Below are 21,502 nucleotides of genomic sequence, written 5' to 3' on the forward strand. Positions count from 1 at the left end.
ATACCTGTCAAGCGTCCTTTCCATCGGTGACGGTCATCCGGATTGCCATCGACGCGACGCGCACGGTACCTTCCTGTCTGCGAAACGGAGGCCGACGATGCAGATCATGACGGGCGGATGCCAATGCGGCCGGGTGCGGTACGCTGCGCGGATCGATTCGGACGCGGCCTACCTCTGCCATTGCGGCATGTGCCGCCGCGCGACCGGCGGTGTCTCGATCGCGTTCCGCAACATCGCCAGGGCCGACGTCACCTGGACGACGGAGGAGCCCGACCGCTACCGTTCCTCCGCGATCGCGCAACGCGGTTTCTGCCGGACCTGTGGAACGCCGCTCACCTTCGAATATCCGGACAGCGACATGATGGACCTGACGATCGGCTCGTTCGACGATCCCGCGCGCTTCGTCCCCGACCAGAATGTCTCGATCGAAACGATCTTGCCCGCCTGGCTCGATTGCTCGCACCTTCCGGGCACGACGCTCGCCGACCACGCCAGCACGCGCGACCGCTGGCTGGCGACGACCGGCAAGCTCCCGGACTGACGCGCCGACCTACGCCTGATCGACGACCCGCCCGACCCGGACCAGCAGCCCCGTCGGATCGCTCACCGCGAACTCATAGGTCCCCCACGGCGTGACATGCGGCGTGGCGGGATCGATGATCAACTCACGCACCGCCGCGGCCACCGCATCGACATCGTCGACATACAGGTACAGCCCGAACGGGTTGTCCTCGATCTGCCGCGGCCAGCCCGACATGAGGTTCAGGTGCAGGTGCCACCCCCGCCCGTCGGCCAGGATCCGGTAATGGCCATAGTCGCCAAGCACCTCCAACCCGAGTCGACGATAGAAAGCGGTGCTGGCGTCCAGATCGCCGCTCGGAATGATCGCAACCGCCCGGTGATCCATTTCCGACTCCCTCATCCTGCCCCGCCCGATCATGCACAGGTCCGCGCGCATCGCTAGTTCGCGTCCGGGTCGACGAGACCCGTCACAACCCGCGTCAGCGCCGTGATCGGGTCCCGCCCGCCGCTATAGCCATAGTCCGCCGCCTCGCGCTTGCCGCAGCGTCGCTCCCCCGCAAAGATGCCGCACGGAGCCGGCGGCGTCAGCGCAGCCGTGCCGGTCGGCGCATCGCCGCGGGTCCGTGCTCCGGCAACCCGCTCGTTCGGCAGCGGCAGGCGATATTGCTCGCTCCGCCCGCCGCACACGACGATCTCGCCGGACGAGGCGGCGCCGCACTGCTGGATCGCGCTCAGGTCCACCGGCTTCGCAACCGCGGCAAGATCGAACGGCACCGCCGTTTGCAGGACGAGGCTCAGCCACGCAGACACAGACCGCTCCCCACCCCGAACGGCCCGACTATGCCAGCGTCCCCCAGCCTGCGCTACGCCCCGGCGTCACCCGCCCGCTCGATCGTCGTCAGCGCCTGCCGAAGGTGCGGCGCATCGATCATCTGCCCATCGAGTTGCAAAGCGCCCGCCTCCGGCTCCGCAGCAAACGCGGCGACGATCGCCCGCGCCCGCACGACCGTCGCGGCATCCGGCGTGAAGGCCGCGTTGATCACCGCCACCTGCGCCGGATGGATCGCCATCATGCCGGTGAACCCGTCTCGACACCCGCGCGCCGCATAGGCCGCCAGCCCCTCCAGATCGCTGATCGCCGGATACACCGTCTCGATCGCCGCCACCCCCGCGGCGTGCGCGCCGAACAGCAGCAGCGCGCGCACCATCTGATACGGCGCGGTATAGGACCCGTCCGGCTCGCGACTGGTCGCGGCCCCGATCGCGGCGGGCAGGTCCTCCGCCCCCCAGGTCAGCCCGCACAGCCGCTCCGCTACCCCTGCATATTCGCCCAACGTAAAGATCGCCGCCGGCACCTCCGTCGCGATCGGCAGGATCGGCGGGCAGTCCGCCCCCGCCGCCCGCACCAGCGCCCGCACGTCCGCCGCGCCCGCCGCCTTGGGCAGCATGATTGCATCCGCCCGGCGCGCAACGCTCAGGTCCGCGTCCAGCGCACCCGCGTCCAACGGACTGATCCGCACCATCCGAATGACATCGCATGGCGTGTCGAGATACGCCGCCACCGCCGCCCGGCCTGCGTCCTTACGCGCCGGCACGACCGAATCCTCCAGGTCGAGGATGATCGCATCCGCCCCGCTCGCCGCCGCCTTGTCGAACCGCTCGGGCCGATCGGCCGGCACGAACAGCAGCGACCGCAACCTCATGCCGGCGCTCGCGTCAGCAGCGCGGTCCGCAAACATTGGCACACGACCTCGTCACGCTGGTTCAGCAACCGGTGCGTGAAGGTCACGATCCCAGCCTTGGGTCGCGACCGGCTGTCCTTCAGCGCGGTGACCTCCGTCTCCGCCCGCATCGTATCGCCGATGAACACTGGCTTTGGCATCACCAGCGCGTCATAGCCAAGGTTCGCGACCAGCGTCCCCAGCGTCGTGTCACCTACCGACAACCCGATCATCAGCGCAAAGGTGAAGGTCCCGTTCACCAGGATCTGCCCGAACTCGCTCGCCCTCGCCGCCTCCGCATCGATGTGCAGCGGCTGCGGATTGTGCGTCATGACCGAGAACAGCAGATTGTCCGTCTCGGTCACGGTCCGGCGGATCTCGTGCACGATCCGGTCGCCGACCCGCCATGCGTCATAATGCCGCCCGGCCATCAGGCGTCCTTCTCGATCCGGACGAGCAGCATGCCTTCGCGCACCTGCCCCTCCACCACCGCATGCAGCTCCGCCACCACCCCGTCGAACGGCGCGGTCAGGCCATGCTCCATCTTCATCGCCTCCAGCGTGACGAGCTTCTGCCCCTTCGTCACCGCCGCGCCCTCGGCCACATCGACCGCGATGATCCGCCCGGGCATCGGCGACAGGATCGCGCCGTCGCCCGCGACAGCCCCTTCAGGCCCGCCCGGTCGATACAGCGTGAACACCCGCGTCACGCCGTCCTCGGTCACCGCCCAGCCCGCATCGATCCGCGTCACGCGCGGCAGGTCAGCGTCATCTTTGCCGACGACAACGTCATAGGACCGACCGCCCTCGGCAAGCCGAACCATGATCGGCGCAGCGTCCCCGTTCAGCCGGAAACCACTCTTGCCGGACGTCCGGCGGCGATGCCGATCACCCCTCGGCTGCCGCCCGACGACAACCCGCGCCACCGCCTGCAACACCGCATCCGAAGGCTGTGCCGCCGGGATCAGCGCCTCACCCTCCCGCGCGATCAGCCCGGTATCGATCTCGCCACTCGCAAACCCCGCGTTGCGCAGCGCAAGCGTCAGGAACCCGGCATTCGTCCTGACCGGCCAGCACCGCGTCCGCGCCGTCATCTGCTCCAGGTTCGCGATCGCCAGCGCCCGGGTCGGCGCATGCGTGACCAGCTTCGCGATCATTGGATCGTAGAAAGCCGACACCGCGTCGCCCTCCCTGACCCCCGTCTCGATCCGCACGGTCCGCCCACGATAGGGCTTGGGAAAGCACAGATAGTCCAGCCGCCCGATGCTCGGCAGGAACCCCGTCGCCGGGTCCTCCGCATACAGTCGCGCCTCCATCGCCCAGCCATTGATGGCCAGCTCGTCCTGCCGCTTCGGCAACCGCTCCCCGCTCGCGACGCGCAGCTGCCATTCGATCAGGTCGACGCCGGTGATCTCCTCGGTCACCGGATGCTCGACCTGCAACCGCGTGTTCATTTCCATGAACCAGATCCGGTCGGCGCGAAGCCCCTTGCTCGCGTCCGCGATGAACTCGATCGTCCCCGCCCCGACATAGTCCACCGCCTTGGCCGCACGCACCGCCGCGTCGCAGATCGCGGCACGCGTCTCGGCGTCCATGCCGGGCGCGGGCGCTTCCTCGATCACCTTCTGATGCCGCCGCTGCAACGAACAGTCGCGCTCGAACAGATGGACGACGTCGCCATGCGTATCGCCGAACACCTGCACCTCGATATGGCGCGGCGACAGGATGTATTTTTCGATCAGGACGTCGGTATTGCCGAACGCCGCCGCCGCCTCGCGCTGGCAGGACAGCAGCGCATCGTCGAACGCTGCCGCCTCTTCCACGCGCCGCATCCCCTTGCCGCCGCCGCCCGCGACCGCCTTGATCAGCACCGGATAGCCGATCGCATCGGCCTCCGCGCGTAACCGCTCGGGCGACTGGTCCGCGCCCAGATAGCCCGGCGTCACCGGTACGCCCGCCGCGATCATGCGCTGCTTGGCGGCATCCTTCAGCCCCATCGCGCGGATGCTGTCCGGCCGCGGCCCGACCCACACCAGCCCGGCCTCGATCACGGCTTCCGCGAACTCGGCATTCTCCGACAGGAAACCATAGCCCGGATGGATCGCCTCCACCCCCGTGGCCAGCGCCGCCGCGATAATCCGCTCGCCGACCAGATAGCTCTCGCGCGCCGGCGACGCGCCGATATGCACGGCCTCGTCAGCCTGCGCGACGTGCAGCGCCTGCGCATCGGCATCGGAATACACCGCGACCGTACGGATCCCGAGTGCCCGCGCGGTCCGGATGATGCGACAGGCGATTTCGCCGCGATTGGCGATCAGAAGCGATGCGATCATGCGGCTACATCCTGAACACGCCGAACGCGGTGCGTTCGGGAATCGGGGCATTCAACGTCGCGGCCAGCGCCAGGCCCAGCACGTCGCGGGTCTGCGCCGGATCGATGATCCCGTCGTCCCACAATCGCGCCGTCGCGTACCACGGGTTGCCTTCGTCCTCGTACTTCGCGCGGACCGGCGCCTTGAACGCTTCCGCCTCCTCCGCGGTCCAGCTGTCCGCGTCGCGGTGGACGGTCGCTAGCACCGACGCGGCCTGCTCACCGCCCATCACGCTGATCCGACTGTTCGGCCAGCTGAACAGGAAGCGCGGCCCGTACGCCCGCCCGCACATCCCGTAATTGCCGGCGCCGAAGCTCCCGCCGATCAGGATCGTGATCTTCGGCACGGTCGCGGTGGCGACGGCGGTGACCAGCTTCGCACCATGCTTGGCGATCCCCTCCGCCTCGTACCGCCCACCGACCATGAAGCCGGAGATATTTTGCAGGAACAGCAGCGGGATCCGCCGCTGGCACGCCAGTTCGATGAAATGCGCGCCCTTCTGCGCACTCTCGCTGAACAGCACGCCGTTGTTCGCCAGGATCGCGACCGGCATCCCATGGACATGCGCGAACCCGCAGACCAGGCTCGTCCCGTACAACGCCTTAAACTCGTGAAACTCCGACGCATCGACGATCCGCGCGATCACCTCGCGAACATCGTAGGGCGCGCGCACGTCGGCCGGCACGATGCCGTACAGCTCCTCCGCATCGAACGCCGGCGGCCGCGGCTCAGCCATGTTGACCGGCGCCGACACCTGCGGTGGCAGCATCGACACAATATCGCGCACGATCGCCAGCGCATGGTCGTCGTCCTCCGCGACATGATCGACCACGCCCGACCGCCGGCCATGCGTATCGGCCCCGCCCAGTTCCTCGGCGGAAATGACCTCACCCGTCGCTGCCTTCACGAGCGGCGGCCCGGCCAGAAAGATCGTCCCCTGCCCGCGCACGATCACCGTCTCGTCCGACATCGCCGGCACATAGGCCCCGCCCGCGGTGCAGCTCCCCATCACGCAAGCGATCTGCGGGATACCCAGCGCAGACATCTGCGCTTGGTTGAAGAAGATTCGCCCGAAATGCTCACGGTCCGGAAACACCTCCGCCTGATGCGGCAGGTTCGCCCCGCCGCTATCGACCAGGTAGATGCACGGCAGCCTGTTCTCCTGCGCGATCTCCTGCGCGCGCAGATGCTTCTTCACGGTCAGCGGATAGTAAGTCCCGCCCTTCACCGTCGCATCGTTGCACAGGATCATGCACTGCCGCCCCGCGACGCGCCCGATCCCCGCGATCACTCCCGCGCCCGGCACCGCATCGTCGTATAGTCCGTTCGCCGCCAGCTGGCCGATCTCCAGAAACGGCGATCCCGGATCGAGCAACCGCTCCACCCGATCGCGCGGCAACAGCTTGCCCCGCCCCGCATGCCGCTCCCGCGCCGCCGCACTCCCGCCGAGCGCCGCGCGCGCCACGTCCCCGCGCAGCCGCTCAACCAACGCCCGATTATGCGCCGCGTTCGCGCGAAACCCCTCGGCGTCGGGCGACAGCGCGGATGTCAGGACCGGTGCGCTCACTGCATCACCTTCGGCGGCGCCCCGATCAGTTCGCGCCCGATCAGCATCCGCCGGATCTCGTTCGTCCCCGCCCCGATGTCGAGCAGCTTGGCGTCGCGCATATAGCGTTCGACCGGCCAGTCCTTGGTATAGCCCGCCCCGCCCAGCGCCTGTATCGACTCCAGCGACACCTTCACCGCATTCTCGCTCGCCAGCAGGATCGCGCCGGCCGCGTCGAACCGCGTCGTCCGCCCGGCGTCGCAGCTCCGCGCCACCGCATAAACATAGGCCCGCGCCGAATTCAACGCGACATACATGTCGGCCACCTTCGCCTGGATCAGCTGGAACTGGCCGATCGCCTGCCCGAACTGCTGACGCTCGCGAACATAGGGGATCACCACGTCCAGGCACGCCTGCATGATGCCCAGCTGGATCCCCGCCAGCACCGCGCGTTCGTAATCGAGCCCGGACATCAGCACGCCGACGCCGCCATTCTCCGGCCCCATCACCGCGTCGGCCGGCACCTCGCACCCGTTGAACACCAGCTCCGCGGTGGGCGACCCGCGCATGCCCATCTTGTCGATCTTCTGCCCGATGCTGAACCCCGGCATGTCGCGTTCGATCAGGAACGCGGTGATCCCGCGGCTCCCCTCGCCCGTCTTGGCATAGACGACCAGCGTGTCGGCATAAGCCGCGTTGGTGATCCAGAACTTCGTCCCGTCCAGCACGTATCCCGCGTCGGTCTTCCGCGCGCACAGTTTCATCGACACCACGTCGGATCCGGCCGCAACCTCGGACATCGCGAGGCTCCCGACATGCTCGCCGGAAATCAGCTTGGGCAGATACTTCGCCTTCTGCGCCGCATTGCCCCACCGGCTGATCTGGTTGACGCAAAGATTGCTGTGCGCACCATAGCTGAGCCCCACCGACGCTGAAGCGCGGGAAACCTCCTCGACCGCGACGACATGCTCCAGATAACCGAGCCCCAGCCCGCCATCGTCCTCGCCCACCGTGATGCCATGCAGTCCGAGCGCGCCCATGGCGGGCCACAGCTCGCGCGGGAACCAGTCGTCCGCGTCGATCCGCGCGGCCAGTGGCGCGATCTGTTCCGCCGCGAAACGCTGCGTCGTCTCGCGGATCATGTCCGCGGTTTCGCCCAGCGCGAAATCGAAATCAGGTGCCATTCGGCCTCTCCGGTTGATCTGTTTTCCGGTCCGTACCACTTCGGGCACGCGCACAGAAATTGAAACCGCGCGATGCATGGCATAGGTCCGGTCTATGATCGATCGCTACCTGCTGCGCTATTTCCTGGCGGTGATCGACCAGGGCAACTTCACCCGCGCGGCACAGCATGTCCGCGTGTCGCAACCCACATTGTCGGTCGGCATCGCCAAGCTGGAGGCGTTGCTCGGCAGCCCACTGTTCCACCGCACCAACCGCCGGGTCGAGGTGACCGCCGCCGGCACGCGCTTCGCCGTTCACGCCCGGCGGATCGAGGCGGAGTTCGCCGCCGCCGAACGCTCCGTCCGCGAAACGGAGGCCGGGCGGCACATCCGGCTCGGCATCGTCCCGACCCTGCCCTCACACTGGATCGAGCGCGCGTTGCGGGCGGTCCACGACGCCGGCTGCACCGACCGCCTCGAAATCCTCGAGGGCCGCGCCCGGGACCTGCGCCCCCGCCTGGATCGCGGCGCACTCGACGCGGTCCTGTGCGACGTCGGCGACGGCCCGTCGGCACTCTTCGACGAAGGCTATGCCGTCGCGATGGCCGCGGACCACCCGCTTGCCGACCGGACCATGATCGACGCGCAGGACATCGCCGCCGAACCGATGATCGTCCGCCGCCACTGCGAGGCGCTGGCCGACGTCAGTCGCTTCTTCACGCGCCGCGGCGTCCGGCCGTTCATGGCCGCCCGCACGACCAGCGACGACCGCGCGGTCGCCTATGTCCGCGCCGGCCTCGGCATGACTGTCATGCCGCGCTGCTTCGCGGATGACGGGATCGCGATGGTCGCACTCGCCGGCTTCGACGTGCGGCGGCGGATCGGCTTCGTCGTCGCCCCCGCCTCCGCCGCCCGCCTCGCCGACAGCATGGGCTACGACCTGTTTCAGCGGGCGATCCGCGCTGCCGCCTGATCGCACGGCACTGAATTGCGCGACGACGCGTTACCCGACGCTGCTCACACCTCGCGCCTCATCGGAAACCGCCCCATGCATATTGACCTCACCGGCAAGACCGCCATCGTCACCGGATCGACCGAGGGCATCGGCTACGCCATCGCCGCCGGGCTGCGCGACGCGGGCGCCAGCGTCGTCATCAACGGCCGCACGCTGCAGAAGGTCGACGCCGCGGTCGCACGGCTCGGCTCCGACGTGCGCGGTGTCGCGGCCGACCTCGCCACCGTCGACGGCCATGACCGGCTGGTAAAGGCGATCCCCGCCGCAGACATCGTCGTCAGCAACCTCGGCATCTTCCAGCCCGCCGACTTCTTCGACACGGACGATGCCACGTGGGACCGCCACTGGCAGGTCAACGTCATGGCGGGCGTCCGGCTGGCGCGCGCCTACCTGCCCGGTATGGAGGCCAAGGGCTGGGGCCGTTTCATCATGCTCGCCTCCGAATCGGCGTTCAATATTCCAGTCGACATGATCCACTACGGCGTCAGCAAAACCGCTGACGTGGCGCTCGCCCGCGGTCTGGCCAAGCGGATGGCCGGCACCGGCGTCACCGTGAACGCCGTCCTGCCCGGCCCGACGCTGTCCGAAGGGGTCGAGGCGATGCTGGAAACCGAACGCGCCCGCACCAACCGCCCCATCGCCGACATCGCGACGGATTTCGTCACCAGCCAGCGCCCAACCTCGATCATCCAGCGCGCCGCGACGGTCGAGGAGGTCGCCAACATGATCGTCTACGTCGCGTCGGAACAGGCGTCGGCCACCACCGGTGCGGCACTCCGCGTCGACGGCGGCGTCATCGACACGCTGATGTAGGACGGAAGCTAGTTGACAATGCCTCGCATTAGCGGCCTAGAAGACTTTCCGCCGTCCTGATCGGGGTCATCGTCATTCCACCCGCCGCCGCCCGCCCCATCCCGAACCGCAAATGGCGCGGCTGGTGGCTGAAACAGCTCCACAACTGGCACTGGGTCAGTGCCGCCGTGTCGCTTGTCGCGATGCTGCTCTTCTCGATCACCGGCATCACGCTGAACCACGCCGGTTCGATCGCGGCCGAGCCGGTGGTCATGAACAAGACCGGGCAGCTGTCCGTATCGCTCCTGCCCAAAACACCAGTTGCGGACGCCCCGCTGCCACCAGCGGTCGCCGCCGCGGTCGAACGGGCGGTCGGCCTCGACCCGGCAACCCGCCCGGCCGAGTGGTCCGACGGCGAAGTCTATGTCGCCATGCCGCGCCCTGGCGGCGACGCCTGGGTCAGCATCGATCGCGCCACCGGCCGGATCACCGCGGAGACCACCGACCGCGGCTGGGTCTCCTACCTCAACGACCTCCACAAGGGCCGCAACGCCGGCGCCGCGTGGTTCTGGTTCATCGACATCTTCGCCGCGGCTTGCATCCTGTTCACGCTGACCGGCCTGCTGCTGCTGCAATTCCACGCGCGCCGCCGGCCCATGACGTGGCCCATCGTTGCCGCCGGCCTCGCCACTCCGATCGTCATCGCCGTCCTGTTCGTCCACTAAAAGGGGGTCCCGTCATGCGCTCATCCTATCTGCTGCTCGCGGGCGTCATCGCCGCACCGGCCACCGCCGGCACCGTCACGGTCACCATCCCGCGCCTGCCGGTCGCCGAATATCATCGGCCCTACGTCGCGATCTGGCTCGAACCGGCGGTCGGCGGCGCGGCGCGGACGTTGGCCGTCTGGTACGATGTGAAGAAGGGCGGCAAGGAACCCGGCACCAAATGGCTGTCCGACCTGCGCGCCTGGTGGCGCAAGGGCGGCCGCAGCCTCGCGCTGCCCGCCAACGGCATCAGCGGCGCCACCCGCGCGCCCGGCCAGTACAGCGTCGCCTTGCCCGCGGACCTCCGCCCCGGCGCCTACGTCCTGAATGTCGAGGCCGCGCGCGAAACCGGCGGGCGCGAACTGGTCACCGTGCCGCTCACCGTCCCGAACGGAACCGCCCGCACCACCGGCAAGACCGAACTCGGCGCCGTCACGCTCGCCGCCCGCTGAGGATCATGACCATGAAGAACATCACCCGCCACCTGATCGCCGCCGCCGCGTTGCTGGCGCTGCCCGCCGCCGGCTCCGCGCACCGCATGTGGCTGCTCCCGTCCGCCACCGTCTTCTCCGGCACCGACAGCTGGGTCACCGTCGACGCTGCGGTCTCCAACGACCTGTTCTTCTTCGATCACCAGCCTGGTCGGCTCGAATCGATCAAGGTCTGGCAACCCGACGGCACCGCAGGCCAGCTCCAGAACGGCGCCACCGGCCGCTACCGCTCCGTCTTCGACGTCCAGCTCGACAAGCCCGGCACTTGGAAGATCGGTTCGGAGAACGGCGGCGTCGGCGGCAGCTTCAAGGTCGACGGCGTCGAGAAACGCATCGGCCGCCGCGGCCCCCCACAACCCGGCGCCCCAGCCCCGCTGACCGTCGCCGACATTCCCGCGAACGCGACCGACGTGAAACTGACCGAATCGTCTGGCCGCAATGAGATCTTCGTCACCGCCGGTGCCCCCACCACCACGGTCTTCCGCACGACGGGCAAGGGCCTCGAACTCAGCCCCATCACCCACCCCGACGAACTGGTCGCGGGCGAAGCGGCCCGCTTCCGCTTCCTCGTCGACGGCAAGCCTGCGGCGGGCCTGAAGGTCACTGTCATCCCCGGCGGCAAGCGCTACCGCGACGCCGAGAACGGCATGGACCTCACCACCGGCGCGGACGGCGTGCTGACCGTGACGTGGCCGACCGCCGGCATGTACTGGCTTAACGCCAACCTGACCGACGCGAAGACGAACGTCCCACGCGCCACCGAACGCCGCCTCTCCTACACCACCACGCTGGAAGTGCTGACGCCCTGACCCCCATGCGCATCGCGCTGCCCCCCCGGATTGCGCCGTACGCGTTCGCCCGCCGCAACCCGTCGCTGCCCATCGTCACGCTCCATGGCGAGACAATGGGCACTCTCTGGCGCGTCCTGTTCGCCTGCCCCCGCACGACCGACCCACACACGATCGAACGCGCGATCATCACCCGCCTTACGGGTCTCGTCGGAGAGATGAGCCACTGGGACCGCACCTCGCTGCTCTCGGAATTCAACCAAGCCCCCGCCGGCCGCTGGCTATCGCTCCCGCCCGACTTCGCCCGCGTCGTCGCGACGGCACTGACGATCGCCGAGGCGAGCGATGGCGCCTACGACCCCACGATCGGCCGCCTTGTCGACCTCTGGGGCTACGGGCCACCCGGCCCGATGCCCACTCCCGACGCCCAGCACGTCGCGACCCTCCATGCCGCCGCGGGCTGGCAGAAACTCCAGTTCGAACCCGGCACCCGCCGCCTCCGCCAACCCGGCGGCCTCGCGCTAGACCTGGCTGGGATCGCGAAGGGCGACGCGGTCGACGCCGTCGCCGACCTCCTCGCCACGCAAGGCATTCACGACTGCCTAGTCGAGATCGGCGGGGAACTTACCGGCCGCGGCATCCGCCCCGACGGCGACCCCTGGTGGGTCGACCCCGAAACCCCGCCCGGCACAACGATCGCCCCGCTCCGCCTCGCGCTCCACGAGCTCGCGGTCGCCACCTCTGGCAACGCCATCCGCGGCGACCACACCCTCGACCCGCGCACCGGGCATCCGGTGAAGAACGGCGTCATCTCGACAACCGTCATCCACGCCCGCGCCGGCAACGCCGACGCATGGGCGACCGCGCTGACCGTCATCGGGGGGAAAGCCGGTCTCGCGCTGGCGACGAAACACGACCTGGCCACCCGAATCATCGAACAACATGCCGGCATCGTCACCGAGCACCTTAGTCCTGCCCTTATCGCGATGCTGGAGGACTAACCCAGTCCCCGTCATGCCAAATCTGATCCGGGATCCCGCGCTCATTGCGCGACGCCCGGGGGCTAGCGACCGTTACTGCGGCGGCGTAGGCGCCGGCGCCGCATCGGGCACGCGCGTTGCGGCCGGTGCCGGCTCCGTCGCGGGCACGGCAGGCGCAGCAGCAGGCACCGCCGCAACCGGCGGCACCGCCGACGCCACGAACGGCGCGCCCAGCGTGGCCCTCACGATCTTCGACGGGTTCGCCGGCGGCTCGCCCTTTTCGATCCGGTCGACATACTCCATCCCCGACACCACCCGCCCGATCGCGGTATAGTTGCCATCGAGGCCCAGGTTCGGGGCCAGCATGATGAAGAACTGGCTGTTCGCGCTGTTCGGCTGCTGGCTGCGCGCCATCGACACTTCGCCGCGGACGTGCGGCATGTCGTTGAATTCCGCCTTCAGGTCCGGCAGCGGCGAACCGCCCGTGCCATCGCCCTTCGGATCGCCGCCCTGCGCCATGAACCCGTCGATCACGCGGTGGAACGGCAGCCCGTTGTAGAAACCCTGCTGCGCTAGCGTTTTGACCCGCGCGACATTCTCCGGCGCCTTGTCCGGTCGCAGTTGGATCACGACGCGCCCGCCGGTCGACAGGTCCAAGTTCAGCGTGTTCTCCGCGGTCAGCGCCGGCGGCAGGAACGCCTCGACCGGCGTCGCCTGCAGCGTCTTGGGCAACGGCTTGGGCTCGGTCGCCTCGGTCGGTTCGGGCCGCGCCTGCGCGAGCACGCCGGTCGAACACAGCAGGCCGGCCATGGCGGCGAGAAGGAAGCTGTTGCGCATCGTCATTCCGTATCCCGAAAAAATTCGGCCGTGCGCTACCCGCGCGCGGCTGTCCAAAGCCTGAATGTCAGCTGCCCTTGCGGCCGATCGTCTCGACCCGGTCGCGGATCTCGCCGATCACCGCACGCGGCACGAACTTGGTGACGTCGCCGCCGTAGAGCGCGATTTCCTTCACCAGCCGCGACGCGATCGGCTGCAACGCCACGTCGGCCATCAGGAAAACGGTTTCGACGCGGTTGTTCAGCTGCTGGTTCATGCCAGCCATTTGATACTCATACTCGAAATCCGCGACCGCGCGCAGCCCGCGCACGATGATGCTCGCGCCCATCGATTCCGCGAAATCCATCAGCAGCGAATCGAATGCCACGACGTCGATGTCGCCGCCGATTGATGCCACTTCGCGCCGGACCGTCGCCAACCGTTCCTCGACCGTGAACATCGGCGATTTGGACGGGTTGGTCGTCACTCCCACCACGAACCGGTCGACCAGCTTCGCACCACGCCGGATGATGTCCATATGACCGAGCGTGATCGGGTCGAACGTCCCCGGATACACGCCGATGCGCGGGCCGCTCACCGGTCACGCTCCAGCACGAACCGCGCGATCGCGCGCAGCAGGTCCGCCTCCGCCCCGAACGCATGCAGATGCTGCACCGCCTGGTCGACCAACATCGCCGCCTGTGCCCGCGCGCGCGACACGCCCATCAGCGACACGAACGTCGCCTTGCCCGCGCCCGCATCCTTGCCGACGGCCTTGCCGACCGCCGCCGCATCGCCTTCCGCATCGAGCAGGTCGTCGACGATCTGGAACGCCAGCCCGATGTCGTGCGCATAACCGCGCAGGCCGGTCCGACCCTCCGGCCGCACCCGCCCCATGATCGCGCCCGCCTCCAGGCAGAACCCGATCAGCGCGCCGGTCTTCAACTGCTGCAACCGCGTCACCGCGGCCAGGTCGAATGTGTCGCCCGCGGTCTCCGCCGCCAGGTCCATCATCTGCCCGCCCGCCATGCCGACCGGCCCACTCGCCCGCGCCAGTTCGGCGATCAGCTCGACCTGCACATAGGGGTCGGGATGCGTCGCCGGATCGGCCAGCACCTCGAACGCCAGCGCATGGAGCGAATCGCCCGCCAGCACCGCGGTCGCCTCGTCGAACGCGCGGTGCACCGTGGGCTTGCCACGCCGCATGTCGTCATCGTCCATGCACGGCATGTCATCGTGGATCAGCGAATAGACGTGGATGCACTCAATCGCCGCGCCGACCCGGATCGCGCGATCCCGATCGAAATTGAACAGCGCACAGGCCGCAGACACCAGCAACGGCCGCAACCGTTTGCCGCCGCCGATCGCCGCATGCCGCATCGCCCGATACAGCTGCGCCCGCCCGTCGTCCGGCACCGCGAGCAGCGTATCGAAGAACGCGTCGATCTCACCCGAGACCCGCGCGAACGCGGCCGGCAGGATCGCGCCGTCGCTCATGGTCTCAGTCGCCATCGAACGGCGCCGTCCCCGTCGCCTTGCCGTCCGCGCCGGCCACGATCCGCTCGATCCGGGCCTGCGCCGATTGCAGCCGCGCTTCGCACTGCTGCTTCAACGCGTCGCCTTCGCCGTAAAGCTTGATCGATTCGTCCAGGGACGCCTCGCCGCCCTCCAGACGCTGCACGATCGCTTCCAGCCGCTTCAATGCGTCCTCGAACGAAAGGTCGCCGATGCTGTCCGTCTGTTCCGCCATCCCGGTCGTATTGGCGATGGGCGGCACGGGGTCAAGCGGGCTTGCTCCGCCAACCTGCCGGGCATAGGGCGCAGACCATGTCCGATCCCGCCGCCCCCCGCCCCCGCATCACGCTGGTCGTCGCGCGCGCCACCAACGGCGTGATCGGTCGCGACGGCGGGTTGCCCTGGCGCCTGCCCGCCGACCTCGCCCATTTCAAGGCCATCACCGCCGGCGCACCGATGATCATGGGCCGCCGTACGTTCGACAGCCTGCCCGGCCTGCTCCCCGGCCGCCGCCACATCGTCCTGACCCGCGACCGCAACTGGTCCGCCCCCGGCGCCGAACCTGTCGCGACCGTCGAAGAAGCGCTCGCCACCGCGGGCGACACGCTCTCCGTCATCGGCGGCGCAGAGGTCTACACGCTGTTCGAGCCGCTCGCCGACCGGATCGAGCTGACCCACGTCCACGCCGAACCGTCGGGCGACACCGTCCTGCCGCTCCCAGACCCCGCCACTTGGCACGAAGCGACGCGAACCGACCACCCCGCGGACGGCACCCGCCCCGCCTACAGTTTCGCCCGCTACCTGCGCCGCGGGTAGGCGCCACGCGCCGCACCATTGTCGCCGCCGCCCGCGCTACCTATAGCCCGCGGTCATGCAGAGGCTGACCACCAACGAACCTATCCCCGCCCCCTATCGCGGCGGCGTCGTTGCGCTCGGCAATTTCGACGGGTTCCATCTCGGCCACCAGGCGGTTGTCGCCCGGGCGCGTGCCATCGCCACGGCGGAGGGCCGCCCGCTGATCGTCGCTACCTTCGATCCGCACCCGGTCCGCTATTTCCGCCCTGACGCCGAACCGTTCCGCCTGACCACGCTGGATCAGCGCCAGCGCCTGTTCGCGTCGGCCGGGGCCGACGCAATGTTGGTGTTCGGGTTCGACGCCGCGCTCGCCGCCGTCACGGCGCAGGACTTCATCGCCGACTGGCTGCGCGACCGCGTCGGCGCGGCGTGCATCGTCACCGGGGCCGACTTCACCTTCGGCGCCGGTCGGTCGGGCGATGCAACCATCCTCGCCGAACGCGCCACCGCCGCCGGCCTGCGCAGCGAAGCGGTCGGCCCGATCGCCGACGCCGATGGCCCGATCTCGTCCAGCCGCATCCGCGACGCGCTCCGCGCCGGCCGTCCGGAAGAGGCCGCGCGACTGCTCACCCGCCCCTACGCGATCCAGGGCGTCGTCCAGCACGGCGACAAGGTCGGCCGCACGATCGGCTACCCCACCGCCAATCTCGACATGGGCAAGTATCTCCGCCCCGCCTACGGCATCTACGCGGTCCGCGGCCACCTGCCCGACGGTCGCACGCTCGACGGCGTCGCCAACCTCGGCATCCGGCCGCAGTTCACGCCGCCCAAGGAACTGCTCGAACCGCATTTCTTCGATTTCGACGGCGACCTCTACGGCCAGACGATCGAGATCGACCTGATCGCCCACCTCCGCCCGGAAGCGAAGTTCGACGACCTCCCCACGCTGATCGCCCAGATGGACCGGGACAGCGCGAAGGCGAAAACGATCCTCGCCTCCACCTGACGTACCCCCGCCCCCGCGGGGATACCGATGCACGAAACGAGCGAGCGCAGCGAAACACGCCTGTTCCCCCCCGCCCCACCCTGCGCTAAGGCCGCAGGCGATGACCGACACCCAAGATACGCCCGCGCAGGACTGGCGCTCCACCGTCTTCCTGCCGAAGACCGATTTTCCGATGAAGGCCGGCCTTGCCGCCAAGGAGCCGGCGATCCTGCAACGCTGGGCCGATGCCGATCTCTACGGACAGCTCCGCAAGGCGCGCGAAGGCGCCGAGCGCTTCATCCTGCATGACGGCCCGCCCTACGCCAATGGCGACATCCACATGGGCCATGCGATGAACAAGATCCTGAAGGACATCATCGTCCGGTCGCAATCGCTGCTCGGCAAGGACGCGCCTTACGTGCCGGGCTGGGACTGCCACGGCCTGCCGATCGAATGGAAGGTCGAGGAACAGTATCGCAAGAAGAAGCTGAACAAGGACGAGGTCGACCCCGTCCTGTTCCGCGCCGAATGCCGCGCCTATGCCGAAACCTGGGTCGATGTGCAGCGCACGCAGTTCCAGCGGCTCGGCGTCATGGGCGACTGGGCCGACCCGTACCTCACCATGAAGTACGAGGCCGAGGCCACGATCGTCGCCGAACTGCTGAAGTTCGCCGAGACGGGTCAGCTTTACCGCGGCGCCAAACCGGTCATGTGGAGCCCCGTCGAAAAGACCGCCCTGGCGGAGGCCGAGGTCGAATATGAGGACATCGTCTCCACCCAGATCGACGTCGCGTTCGAGATCGTCGACAGCCCGATCAAGGAACTGATCGGTGCGCACGCGGTCATCTGGACGACCACGCCGTGGACGATCCCGGTCAACCAGGCTTTGGCTTACGGGCCGGAGGTTGAGTACACCGCTGTCAGGACAAACAAGCGGATCTTCCTACTCGCCAGCGACTTGCTAGTAGAGTCGATGGGGCGTTTTGGTATCACAAGCTCGCCTTGGCTGTCAGATGGCGATGGCTGGACGATTGTCTGGTCTGGCGACGGCTCAGACCTCGCCGGCACCACCGTCCGCCACCCGATGCACGCGCTCGGCGGGTTCTTCGCCAAGCCGCGCCCGATGCTGCCCGGCGATTTCGTCACGACCGACGCCGGCACCGGCCTCGTCCACATGTCGCCCGATCACGGCGAGGACGATTTCGAGCTGTGCAAGGCGCACGGCATTGATCCGGTGTTCGCGGTCGAAGGCGACGGCAAGTATCGCGCCGACTGGGGCTGGCTGGGCGGCGAAGGCTCGGTCATCAACCCGAAGTTCAACGCCCCCGACGGCCCGATCTGCACCGCGCTGCGCGAAGCCGGCGCGCTCCTCGCCGCCTCCGCGGACTATAAGCACAGCTACCCGCACAGCTGGCGCAGCAAGGCCAAACTGATCTTCCGCGCCACCCCCCAGTGGTTCATCCCGATGGATGCCGCGACCGGAACGCAGCAGAGCCCTCCCACCACCGGGGAGGAGGGCGCGTCCGCGACCAACGGCGCCACCCTCCGCGAAACCGCGCTCGACGCGATCGAACGCACGCGCTGGGTGCCGGAAAAGTCGCGCAACCGCATCCACGCGATGGTCGCCGGCCGGCCCGACTGGGTCATCAGCCGCCAGCGTGCCTGGGGCGTCCCGATCGCGCTCTATGTCGACCGCAGGACCGGCGACTATCTCCGCGACCCCGCCGTCAATGCGCGCATCGTCACCGCCGTGACGGAGCGCGGCGCTGACGCATGGTACACCACCGACCATCAAGCTCTGCTCGGCGACGCGTACGACGCGGCGAACTATGAACCGGTCAAGGACATCCTCGACGTCTGGTTCGACAGCGGCAGCACGCACGCCTTCGTGATCGAGGCGCGCTACGGGCTCGGCACACGCGCCAACCTCTATGTCGAGGGGTCCGACCAGCATCGCGGCTGGTTCCAGTCCTCGCTGCTCGAATCGTGCGGCACCCGTGGCCGCGCGCCCTATGACGCGGTCCTGACCCACGGTTTCGCGCTCGACGGACAGGGGCGCAAGATGTCCAAGTCGGACGGCAACGTCGTCGATCCGCTCAAGATCATCGGCGAATCCGGTGCCGACATCCTGCGGCTCTGGGTCGCCAGCACCGACTATTTTGAGGACGTCCGGATCGGCAAGGAAGTGCTGTCCGGCACGTCCGACGCCTATCGCAAGCTGCGCAACACGTTCCGCTACCTGCTCGGTGCGCTCGAAGGCTTCACCGAGGAGGAACGCGTCGCGCCGGAGGACATGCCGGACCTTGAACGCTACATCCTCGACCGGCTGCTCGACGTCGACCGCACGCTCCGCGCCGCGACCGATGCGTTCGAATATAATCGCTACGCCCGCACGCTGACCGATTTCGCGAACAACGACCTGTCGCAGCTGTTCTTCGATATCCGCAAGGACAGCCTGTACTGCGACGCCGCCGACAGTCCGAAGCGGCGCGCCTACCGCACCGTGCTCGACATCCTGTTCCACGCGCTTGTCCGCTACGCCGCACCCATCCTCTGCTTCACGGCGGAGGAGGTGTGGGGCACGCGCTACCCGGACGGTGGGTCGGTCCATCTGCTCACCTGGCCGATCCTCGACCCCGTCTGGGGTGAAGGCGTCGACCGCGCCGAGTGGGACAAGGTCATGGCGCTCCGCCTCGTCGTCAACGCCGAGATCGAGCCCAAGCGCCGCGCCAAGGAGCTGGGATCCAGCAACGAAGCGCGCGTCACGATCGGCTACCCCGACGAACTCGACCGCCCGCGCGCGACGACGGCCGAACTGGCCGAGCTGCTGATCGTGTCCGACGTCGGCTTCGAACATACGCTCCACGGCCCGACGGTCATCGTCCACCGCAGCGAAGACGCCAAATGCGGCCGCTGCTGGCGCCTGCTACCGGAGGTCACCACGGACGGCGACCTCTGCGATCGCTGTACCGAAGTGGTCCGCGCGTGATGGCTTCTTCCGTTTATGGGGGGTGCCAAACCCCCCAACCCCGCTTGGTTCGAGCAAGTGTCGAGCGTAGCCGAGACGCGGAGTCGAGAACCCTGCGCGAAGTTCTCGACAGGCTCGAACCAAACGGATTCATGGGTTCGGAGCTGGTCCAGTGACCCGCCCCCGCCCGCTCGGCTACGCGATCGCAATCGCCGTGTTCGCCATCGACCAGCTGTCGAAATGGTACGTCGTCGACACGCTCCGCCTGCCCGAGCAGCTCCAGATCCGTCTCCTGCCGTTCTTCGACCTGACTTGGGTCCGCAACTTCGGCGTGTCGATGGGCCTGCTCACCGCCAGCACCGACACCTCGCGTTGGCTCCTTGTCGGGCTGACCGGCGTGATCGCCACCGGTGTCGCGGTCTGGCTCTGGCGCGAACGCAAGACGCCGGATATGGTGGCGCTTGGTCTGGTCCTGGGTGGCGCGCTCGGCAACATCCTCGATCGGGTGCGGCTGGGCTATGTCGCGGATTTTCTGGACCTGCATTTCGGGGACTGGCATCCCTTTCTGGTCTTCAATGTCGCCGACGCCGCCATTACCATCGGCGTCCTGTTGCTGCTGCTCCGCGCCTTCCTGACGCGCGACGGGGCCGATCGTTCGGAGAATGTGCATGCGTAAGTCGATCGTTGCGGGCTCCGCGCTCGCCCTGCTGGCCCTCTCGGCCTGCGGTGGCAACAACAAGGGCGGCGTGTTCGCCGGCCGCTCCGGCCCCGACGAATTCGCCGTCGCCCGCCGCGCGCCGCTCGTCGTTCCGCCCGATTTCGCGCTCACCCCGCCCAAGCCCGGTGCCCCCCGCCCACAGGAAGCGGACAGCAGCACGCAGGCACTGACCGCGATGTTCGGTGGCCAGGCTGCGCGCAGCGCCGGTGAAGCCGGCCTGATCGGGTCCGCCGGTCGCTCGGGCGAAGCCGGCATCCGTTCGGAGACCGACGGCAACACCACCGTCGTCGACAAGGGCGCCGTCACCCGCGACATCCTCGCCGCCCCCGTCGGTGCGGGCGCGGACGCCGCCGCGACCAGCGGCACGCCGGCCGCCACCCCCACACCGGCCACCCCGACCCCCAACTGATCCTCGTCGATCGCGAACAAAAAACCCCCGTGGCTTATCGCCGCGGGGGTTTTTCGTTTGTTGGCTGCAGACACGCCCCGAACGTTACCCCGGCGAAAGCGGGATATTCCGTCAGTCGAGGACCCTCAAGTCACCAAGCGCAAGCGCCGCCCCAACCCGGAGGGCGACGCCATCACACTCAGAACGCAGCGGTCACCGCAAACACCACCTTGCCGTTAGCGATCGACCCGGTCCCGTCCTGCCCTTCGGAAAAGCTCGGCTGGATCCGCTGCGCCCCAAACGATCCGAAGCTGATGTCGGTATCGACATAGGATACCCCGAACGTCAGGTTCTTGTACGTGGTGTCCGCACCGATCATCCAATCCCAGTAGGTCCCGGTTGGGGCAACGCTCGTCCCGTTCGGCCCAAGTCCTGGATTGCCGTCGGAATAACCGATATGTGTTTTCAGGCTTACCGGCGTGCCGGGCAGCGCGGCCAGCGCGTCGCCCGACAGATAGAGATTGTCGTTCTTCTTACCCGGCCGATCCGGCGTGCCGGCGACATAGAGTTCGCCGGTGCTGTACCAGCGCCCCAGCGCTTCCTGCTTCGGGGCATAGGCGACGCCCGCGGTCAGCGTGACCGGCCCGACCACGCCCGACAGCTTCACATAGGGTTCGGCGAAGTCCGTCTTGCTCGCGCCGCCCGGGTACATATACCACAACAGCCCGACGTCGAGCGTGCCCGAGCCGACCTTCGCTTTGTAACCGCCATACAGGTCGAGTTCCATGTTGGACCCACCGAACGTGCCCCAGCCGGACAGGTTCGACCCCCAGGTGCCGACGTAGAAGCCGCTCTCATGCGTAACGGTCAGGCCGGCCTGCACCGCGATGTCTTCGTCGGATTGCGAGACACCTCGGAACCGGTAGTCGGACACCAGACCTGCCGATCCGCTGATCGTGATTGGGCTGGGCGCCGCATCCTGCGCAAACGCAGGGGTGGCAACGGCCAGAAGCGCGGCCGGCAGCAGGATATGGAACGGTTGCATGGCGAAAGCCCCTTATGCGGAAAATAGCTCGTTCCACTGCGTATCGCAGCGTCGATCCTCTCTCCTTGCGGGGGGCGACGGGCCGGCGATGCAATGTATGTCCGCGATATCGCCGCACC

At 68.3% G+C, this 21,502-nt stretch carries 24 protein-coding genes; 12 read left to right on the forward strand and 12 right to left on the reverse strand.

Annotated elements, in window-relative coordinates; translation table 11 throughout:
* The first annotated feature begins 97 nt into the window (after positions 1–97).
* Entirely contained in the window at positions 98–541 is a 444-nt protein-coding gene (locus IEX50_RS01110) for a GFA family protein (protein ID WP_229673563.1), read from the forward strand.
* A 9-nt stretch (positions 542–550) separates the two neighbouring features.
* Here the strand turns inward: IEX50_RS01110 and IEX50_RS01115 are convergent, their stop codons facing one another.
* The 7 genes from IEX50_RS01115 to IEX50_RS01145 are packed head-to-tail and all read right to left on the reverse strand — an operon-like array spanning position 551 to position 7,344.
* The gene (locus IEX50_RS01115) at positions 551–922 is read right to left on the reverse strand and encodes a VOC family protein (RefSeq protein ID WP_229673565.1); all 372 of its coding nucleotides are present in this window, start codon (positions 920–922) and stop codon (positions 551–553) included.
* Positions 923–960: 38 nt separating this feature from the next.
* Positions 961–1,332, reverse strand: a complete 372-nt coding sequence (locus tag IEX50_RS01120) for a hypothetical protein (protein WP_157177620.1) — start codon at positions 1,330–1,332, stop codon at positions 961–963.
* Positions 1,333–1,385: 53 nt separating this feature from the next.
* Positions 1,386–2,225 (reverse strand): HpcH/HpaI aldolase/citrate lyase family protein, encoded by an 840-nt coding sequence (locus IEX50_RS01125; RefSeq protein WP_157177621.1) that lies wholly within the window; start codon positions 2,223–2,225, stop codon positions 1,386–1,388.
* Positions 2,222–2,674, reverse strand: a complete 453-nt coding sequence (locus tag IEX50_RS01130; RefSeq protein WP_157177622.1) for a MaoC family dehydratase — start codon at positions 2,672–2,674, stop codon at positions 2,222–2,224. The genes IEX50_RS01125 and IEX50_RS01130 overlap by 4 nt, the downstream gene beginning before the upstream one ends.
* Positions 2,674–4,575, reverse strand: a complete 1,902-nt coding sequence (locus tag IEX50_RS01135; protein ID WP_157177623.1) for an acetyl/propionyl/methylcrotonyl-CoA carboxylase subunit alpha — start codon at positions 4,573–4,575, stop codon at positions 2,674–2,676. The genes IEX50_RS01130 and IEX50_RS01135 overlap by 1 nt, the downstream gene beginning before the upstream one ends.
* A 4-nt stretch (positions 4,576–4,579) precedes the next feature.
* Positions 4,580–6,181: a carboxyl transferase domain-containing protein gene (locus IEX50_RS01140; RefSeq protein ID WP_157177624.1), complete on the reverse strand. Its 1,602-nt coding sequence runs from the start codon at positions 6,179–6,181 to the stop codon at positions 4,580–4,582.
* Positions 6,178–7,344 (reverse strand): acyl-CoA dehydrogenase family protein, encoded by a 1,167-nt coding sequence (locus IEX50_RS01145; RefSeq protein WP_157177625.1) that lies wholly within the window; start codon positions 7,342–7,344, stop codon positions 6,178–6,180. Before IEX50_RS01145 ends, IEX50_RS01140 begins: the two co-directional genes overlap by 4 nt.
* A 94-nt stretch (positions 7,345–7,438) precedes the next feature.
* Here IEX50_RS01145 and IEX50_RS01150 point away from each other — a divergent pair, with 94 nt between their 5' ends.
* From IEX50_RS01150 to IEX50_RS01175, 6 genes are all read left to right on the forward strand, one after another.
* Positions 7,439–8,296, forward strand: coding sequence for a LysR family transcriptional regulator (locus IEX50_RS01150; protein WP_157177626.1), 858 nt, complete (start codon positions 7,439–7,441; stop codon positions 8,294–8,296).
* Between the two features lie 75 nt (positions 8,297–8,371).
* On the forward strand, positions 8,372–9,151 hold the full coding sequence (locus tag IEX50_RS01155) for an SDR family NAD(P)-dependent oxidoreductase (RefSeq protein ID WP_157177627.1): 780 nt from the start codon (positions 8,372–8,374) through the stop codon (positions 9,149–9,151).
* Positions 9,152–9,225: 74 nt separating this feature from the next.
* Positions 9,226–9,855, forward strand: a complete 630-nt coding sequence (locus IEX50_RS01160) for a PepSY-associated TM helix domain-containing protein (RefSeq protein WP_229673750.1) — start codon at positions 9,226–9,228, stop codon at positions 9,853–9,855.
* Positions 9,856–9,869: 14 nt separating this feature from the next.
* A complete protein-coding gene (locus tag IEX50_RS01165; RefSeq protein WP_157177628.1) occupies positions 9,870–10,346 on the forward strand; it encodes a DUF2271 domain-containing protein in 477 nt (158 codons plus the stop codon).
* An 11-nt stretch (positions 10,347–10,357) separates the two neighbouring features.
* Positions 10,358–11,194 (forward strand): DUF4198 domain-containing protein, encoded by an 837-nt coding sequence (locus tag IEX50_RS01170; RefSeq protein ID WP_373285261.1) that lies wholly within the window; start codon positions 10,358–10,360, stop codon positions 11,192–11,194.
* A 5-nt stretch (positions 11,195–11,199) separates the two neighbouring features.
* The gene (locus IEX50_RS01175) at positions 11,200–12,174 is read left to right on the forward strand and encodes an FAD:protein FMN transferase (RefSeq protein WP_229673567.1); all 975 of its coding nucleotides are present in this window, start codon (positions 11,200–11,202) and stop codon (positions 12,172–12,174) included.
* 72 nt (positions 12,175–12,246) lie between these two features.
* Here the strand turns inward: IEX50_RS01175 and IEX50_RS01180 are convergent, their stop codons facing one another.
* The 4 genes from IEX50_RS01180 to IEX50_RS01195 all read right to left on the reverse strand — a co-directional run bounded on the left by IEX50_RS01180 (position 12,247) and on the right by IEX50_RS01195 (position 14,719).
* Entirely contained in the window at positions 12,247–12,990 is a 744-nt protein-coding gene (locus IEX50_RS01180; RefSeq protein ID WP_157177684.1) for a peptidylprolyl isomerase, read from the reverse strand.
* Positions 12,991–13,057: 67 nt separating this feature from the next.
* Entirely contained in the window at positions 13,058–13,567 is a 510-nt protein-coding gene (coaD, locus tag IEX50_RS01185; protein WP_157177630.1) for a pantetheine-phosphate adenylyltransferase, read from the reverse strand.
* Positions 13,564–14,481 (reverse strand): polyprenyl synthetase family protein, encoded by a 918-nt coding sequence (locus IEX50_RS01190; protein WP_157177631.1) that lies wholly within the window; start codon positions 14,479–14,481, stop codon positions 13,564–13,566. The genes coaD and IEX50_RS01190 overlap by 4 nt, the downstream gene beginning before the upstream one ends.
* Complete coding sequence (locus IEX50_RS01195; protein WP_157177632.1) at positions 14,471–14,719, reverse strand: exodeoxyribonuclease VII small subunit; 249 nt, start codon at positions 14,717–14,719, stop codon at positions 14,471–14,473. Before IEX50_RS01195 ends, IEX50_RS01190 begins: the two co-directional genes overlap by 11 nt.
* Before the next feature lie 77 nt (positions 14,720–14,796).
* Between IEX50_RS01195 and IEX50_RS01200 the strand changes: the two genes are divergently transcribed.
* From IEX50_RS01200 to IEX50_RS01220, 5 genes are all read left to right on the forward strand, one after another.
* On the forward strand, positions 14,797–15,300 hold the full coding sequence (locus tag IEX50_RS01200) for a dihydrofolate reductase (RefSeq protein ID WP_157177633.1): 504 nt from the start codon (positions 14,797–14,799) through the stop codon (positions 15,298–15,300).
* 55 nt (positions 15,301–15,355) lie between these two features.
* The gene (locus tag IEX50_RS01205) at positions 15,356–16,285 is read left to right on the forward strand and encodes a bifunctional riboflavin kinase/FAD synthetase (RefSeq protein WP_157177634.1); all 930 of its coding nucleotides are present in this window, start codon (positions 15,356–15,358) and stop codon (positions 16,283–16,285) included.
* 100 nt (positions 16,286–16,385) lie between these two features.
* Positions 16,386–19,253 (forward strand): isoleucine--tRNA ligase, encoded by a 2,868-nt coding sequence (gene ileS / locus IEX50_RS01210; RefSeq protein WP_157177635.1) that lies wholly within the window; start codon positions 16,386–16,388, stop codon positions 19,251–19,253.
* Positions 19,254–19,404: 151 nt separating this feature from the next.
* Positions 19,405–19,908 (forward strand): signal peptidase II, encoded by a 504-nt coding sequence (lspA, locus tag IEX50_RS01215; RefSeq protein WP_157177636.1) that lies wholly within the window; start codon positions 19,405–19,407, stop codon positions 19,906–19,908.
* The gene (locus IEX50_RS01220) at positions 19,901–20,359 is read left to right on the forward strand and encodes a DUF3035 domain-containing protein (RefSeq protein WP_157177637.1); all 459 of its coding nucleotides are present in this window, start codon (positions 19,901–19,903) and stop codon (positions 20,357–20,359) included. The genes lspA and IEX50_RS01220 overlap by 8 nt, the downstream gene beginning before the upstream one ends.
* Before the next feature lie 178 nt (positions 20,360–20,537).
* Here the strand turns inward: IEX50_RS01220 and IEX50_RS01225 are convergent, their stop codons facing one another.
* Entirely contained in the window at positions 20,538–21,383 is an 846-nt protein-coding gene (locus tag IEX50_RS01225; protein WP_157177638.1) for a TorF family putative porin, read from the reverse strand.
* Positions 21,384–21,502: the final 119 nt, after the last annotated feature.

Origin of the sequence: Sphingomonas prati, assembly GCF_014643515.1 — a bacterium.
Lineage (GTDB): Bacteria > Pseudomonadota > Alphaproteobacteria > Sphingomonadales > Sphingomonadaceae > Sphingomonas_R > Sphingomonas_R prati.

Coding starts and splice junctions, on each gene's coding strand:
- IEX50_RS01110 (WP_229673563.1), top strand. CDS start 98: ATGCAGATCATGACGGGCGGATGCCAATGCGGCCGGGTGCGGTACGCT.
- IEX50_RS01115 (WP_229673565.1), bottom strand. CDS start 922: ATGAGGGAGTCGGAAATGGATCACCGGGCGGTTGCGATCATTCCGAGC.
- IEX50_RS01125 (WP_157177621.1), bottom strand. CDS start 2,225: ATGAGGTTGCGGTCGCTGCTGTTCGTGCCGGCCGATCGGCCCGAGCGG.
- IEX50_RS01130 (WP_157177622.1), bottom strand. CDS start 2,674: ATGGCCGGGCGGCATTATGACGCATGGCGGGTCGGCGACCGGATCGTG.
- IEX50_RS01135 (WP_157177623.1), bottom strand. CDS start 4,575: ATGATCGCATCGCTTCTGATCGCCAATCGCGGCGAAATCGCCTGTCGC.
- IEX50_RS01145 (WP_157177625.1), bottom strand. CDS start 7,344: ATGGCACCTGATTTCGATTTCGCGCTGGGCGAAACCGCGGACATGATC.
- IEX50_RS01150 (WP_157177626.1), top strand. CDS start 7,439: ATGATCGATCGCTACCTGCTGCGCTATTTCCTGGCGGTGATCGACCAG.
- IEX50_RS01155 (WP_157177627.1), top strand. CDS start 8,372: ATGCATATTGACCTCACCGGCAAGACCGCCATCGTCACCGGATCGACC.
- IEX50_RS01165 (WP_157177628.1), top strand. CDS start 9,870: ATGCGCTCATCCTATCTGCTGCTCGCGGGCGTCATCGCCGCACCGGCC.
- IEX50_RS01170 (WP_373285261.1), top strand. CDS start 10,358: ATGAAGAACATCACCCGCCACCTGATCGCCGCCGCCGCGTTGCTGGCG.
- IEX50_RS01175 (WP_229673567.1), top strand. CDS start 11,200: ATGCGCATCGCGCTGCCCCCCCGGATTGCGCCGTACGCGTTCGCCCGC.
- IEX50_RS01180 (WP_157177684.1), bottom strand. CDS start 12,990: ATGCGCAACAGCTTCCTTCTCGCCGCCATGGCCGGCCTGCTGTGTTCG.
- IEX50_RS01190 (WP_157177631.1), bottom strand. CDS start 14,481: ATGGCGACTGAGACCATGAGCGACGGCGCGATCCTGCCGGCCGCGTTC.
- IEX50_RS01195 (WP_157177632.1), bottom strand. CDS start 14,719: ATGGCGGAACAGACGGACAGCATCGGCGACCTTTCGTTCGAGGACGCA.
- IEX50_RS01200 (WP_157177633.1), top strand. CDS start 14,797: ATGTCCGATCCCGCCGCCCCCCGCCCCCGCATCACGCTGGTCGTCGCG.
- IEX50_RS01205 (WP_157177634.1), top strand. CDS start 15,356: ATGCAGAGGCTGACCACCAACGAACCTATCCCCGCCCCCTATCGCGGC.
- ileS (WP_157177635.1), top strand. CDS start 16,386: ATGACCGACACCCAAGATACGCCCGCGCAGGACTGGCGCTCCACCGTC.
- IEX50_RS01220 (WP_157177637.1), top strand. CDS start 19,901: ATGCGTAAGTCGATCGTTGCGGGCTCCGCGCTCGCCCTGCTGGCCCTC.
- IEX50_RS01225 (WP_157177638.1), bottom strand. CDS start 21,383: ATGCAACCGTTCCATATCCTGCTGCCGGCCGCGCTTCTGGCCGTTGCC.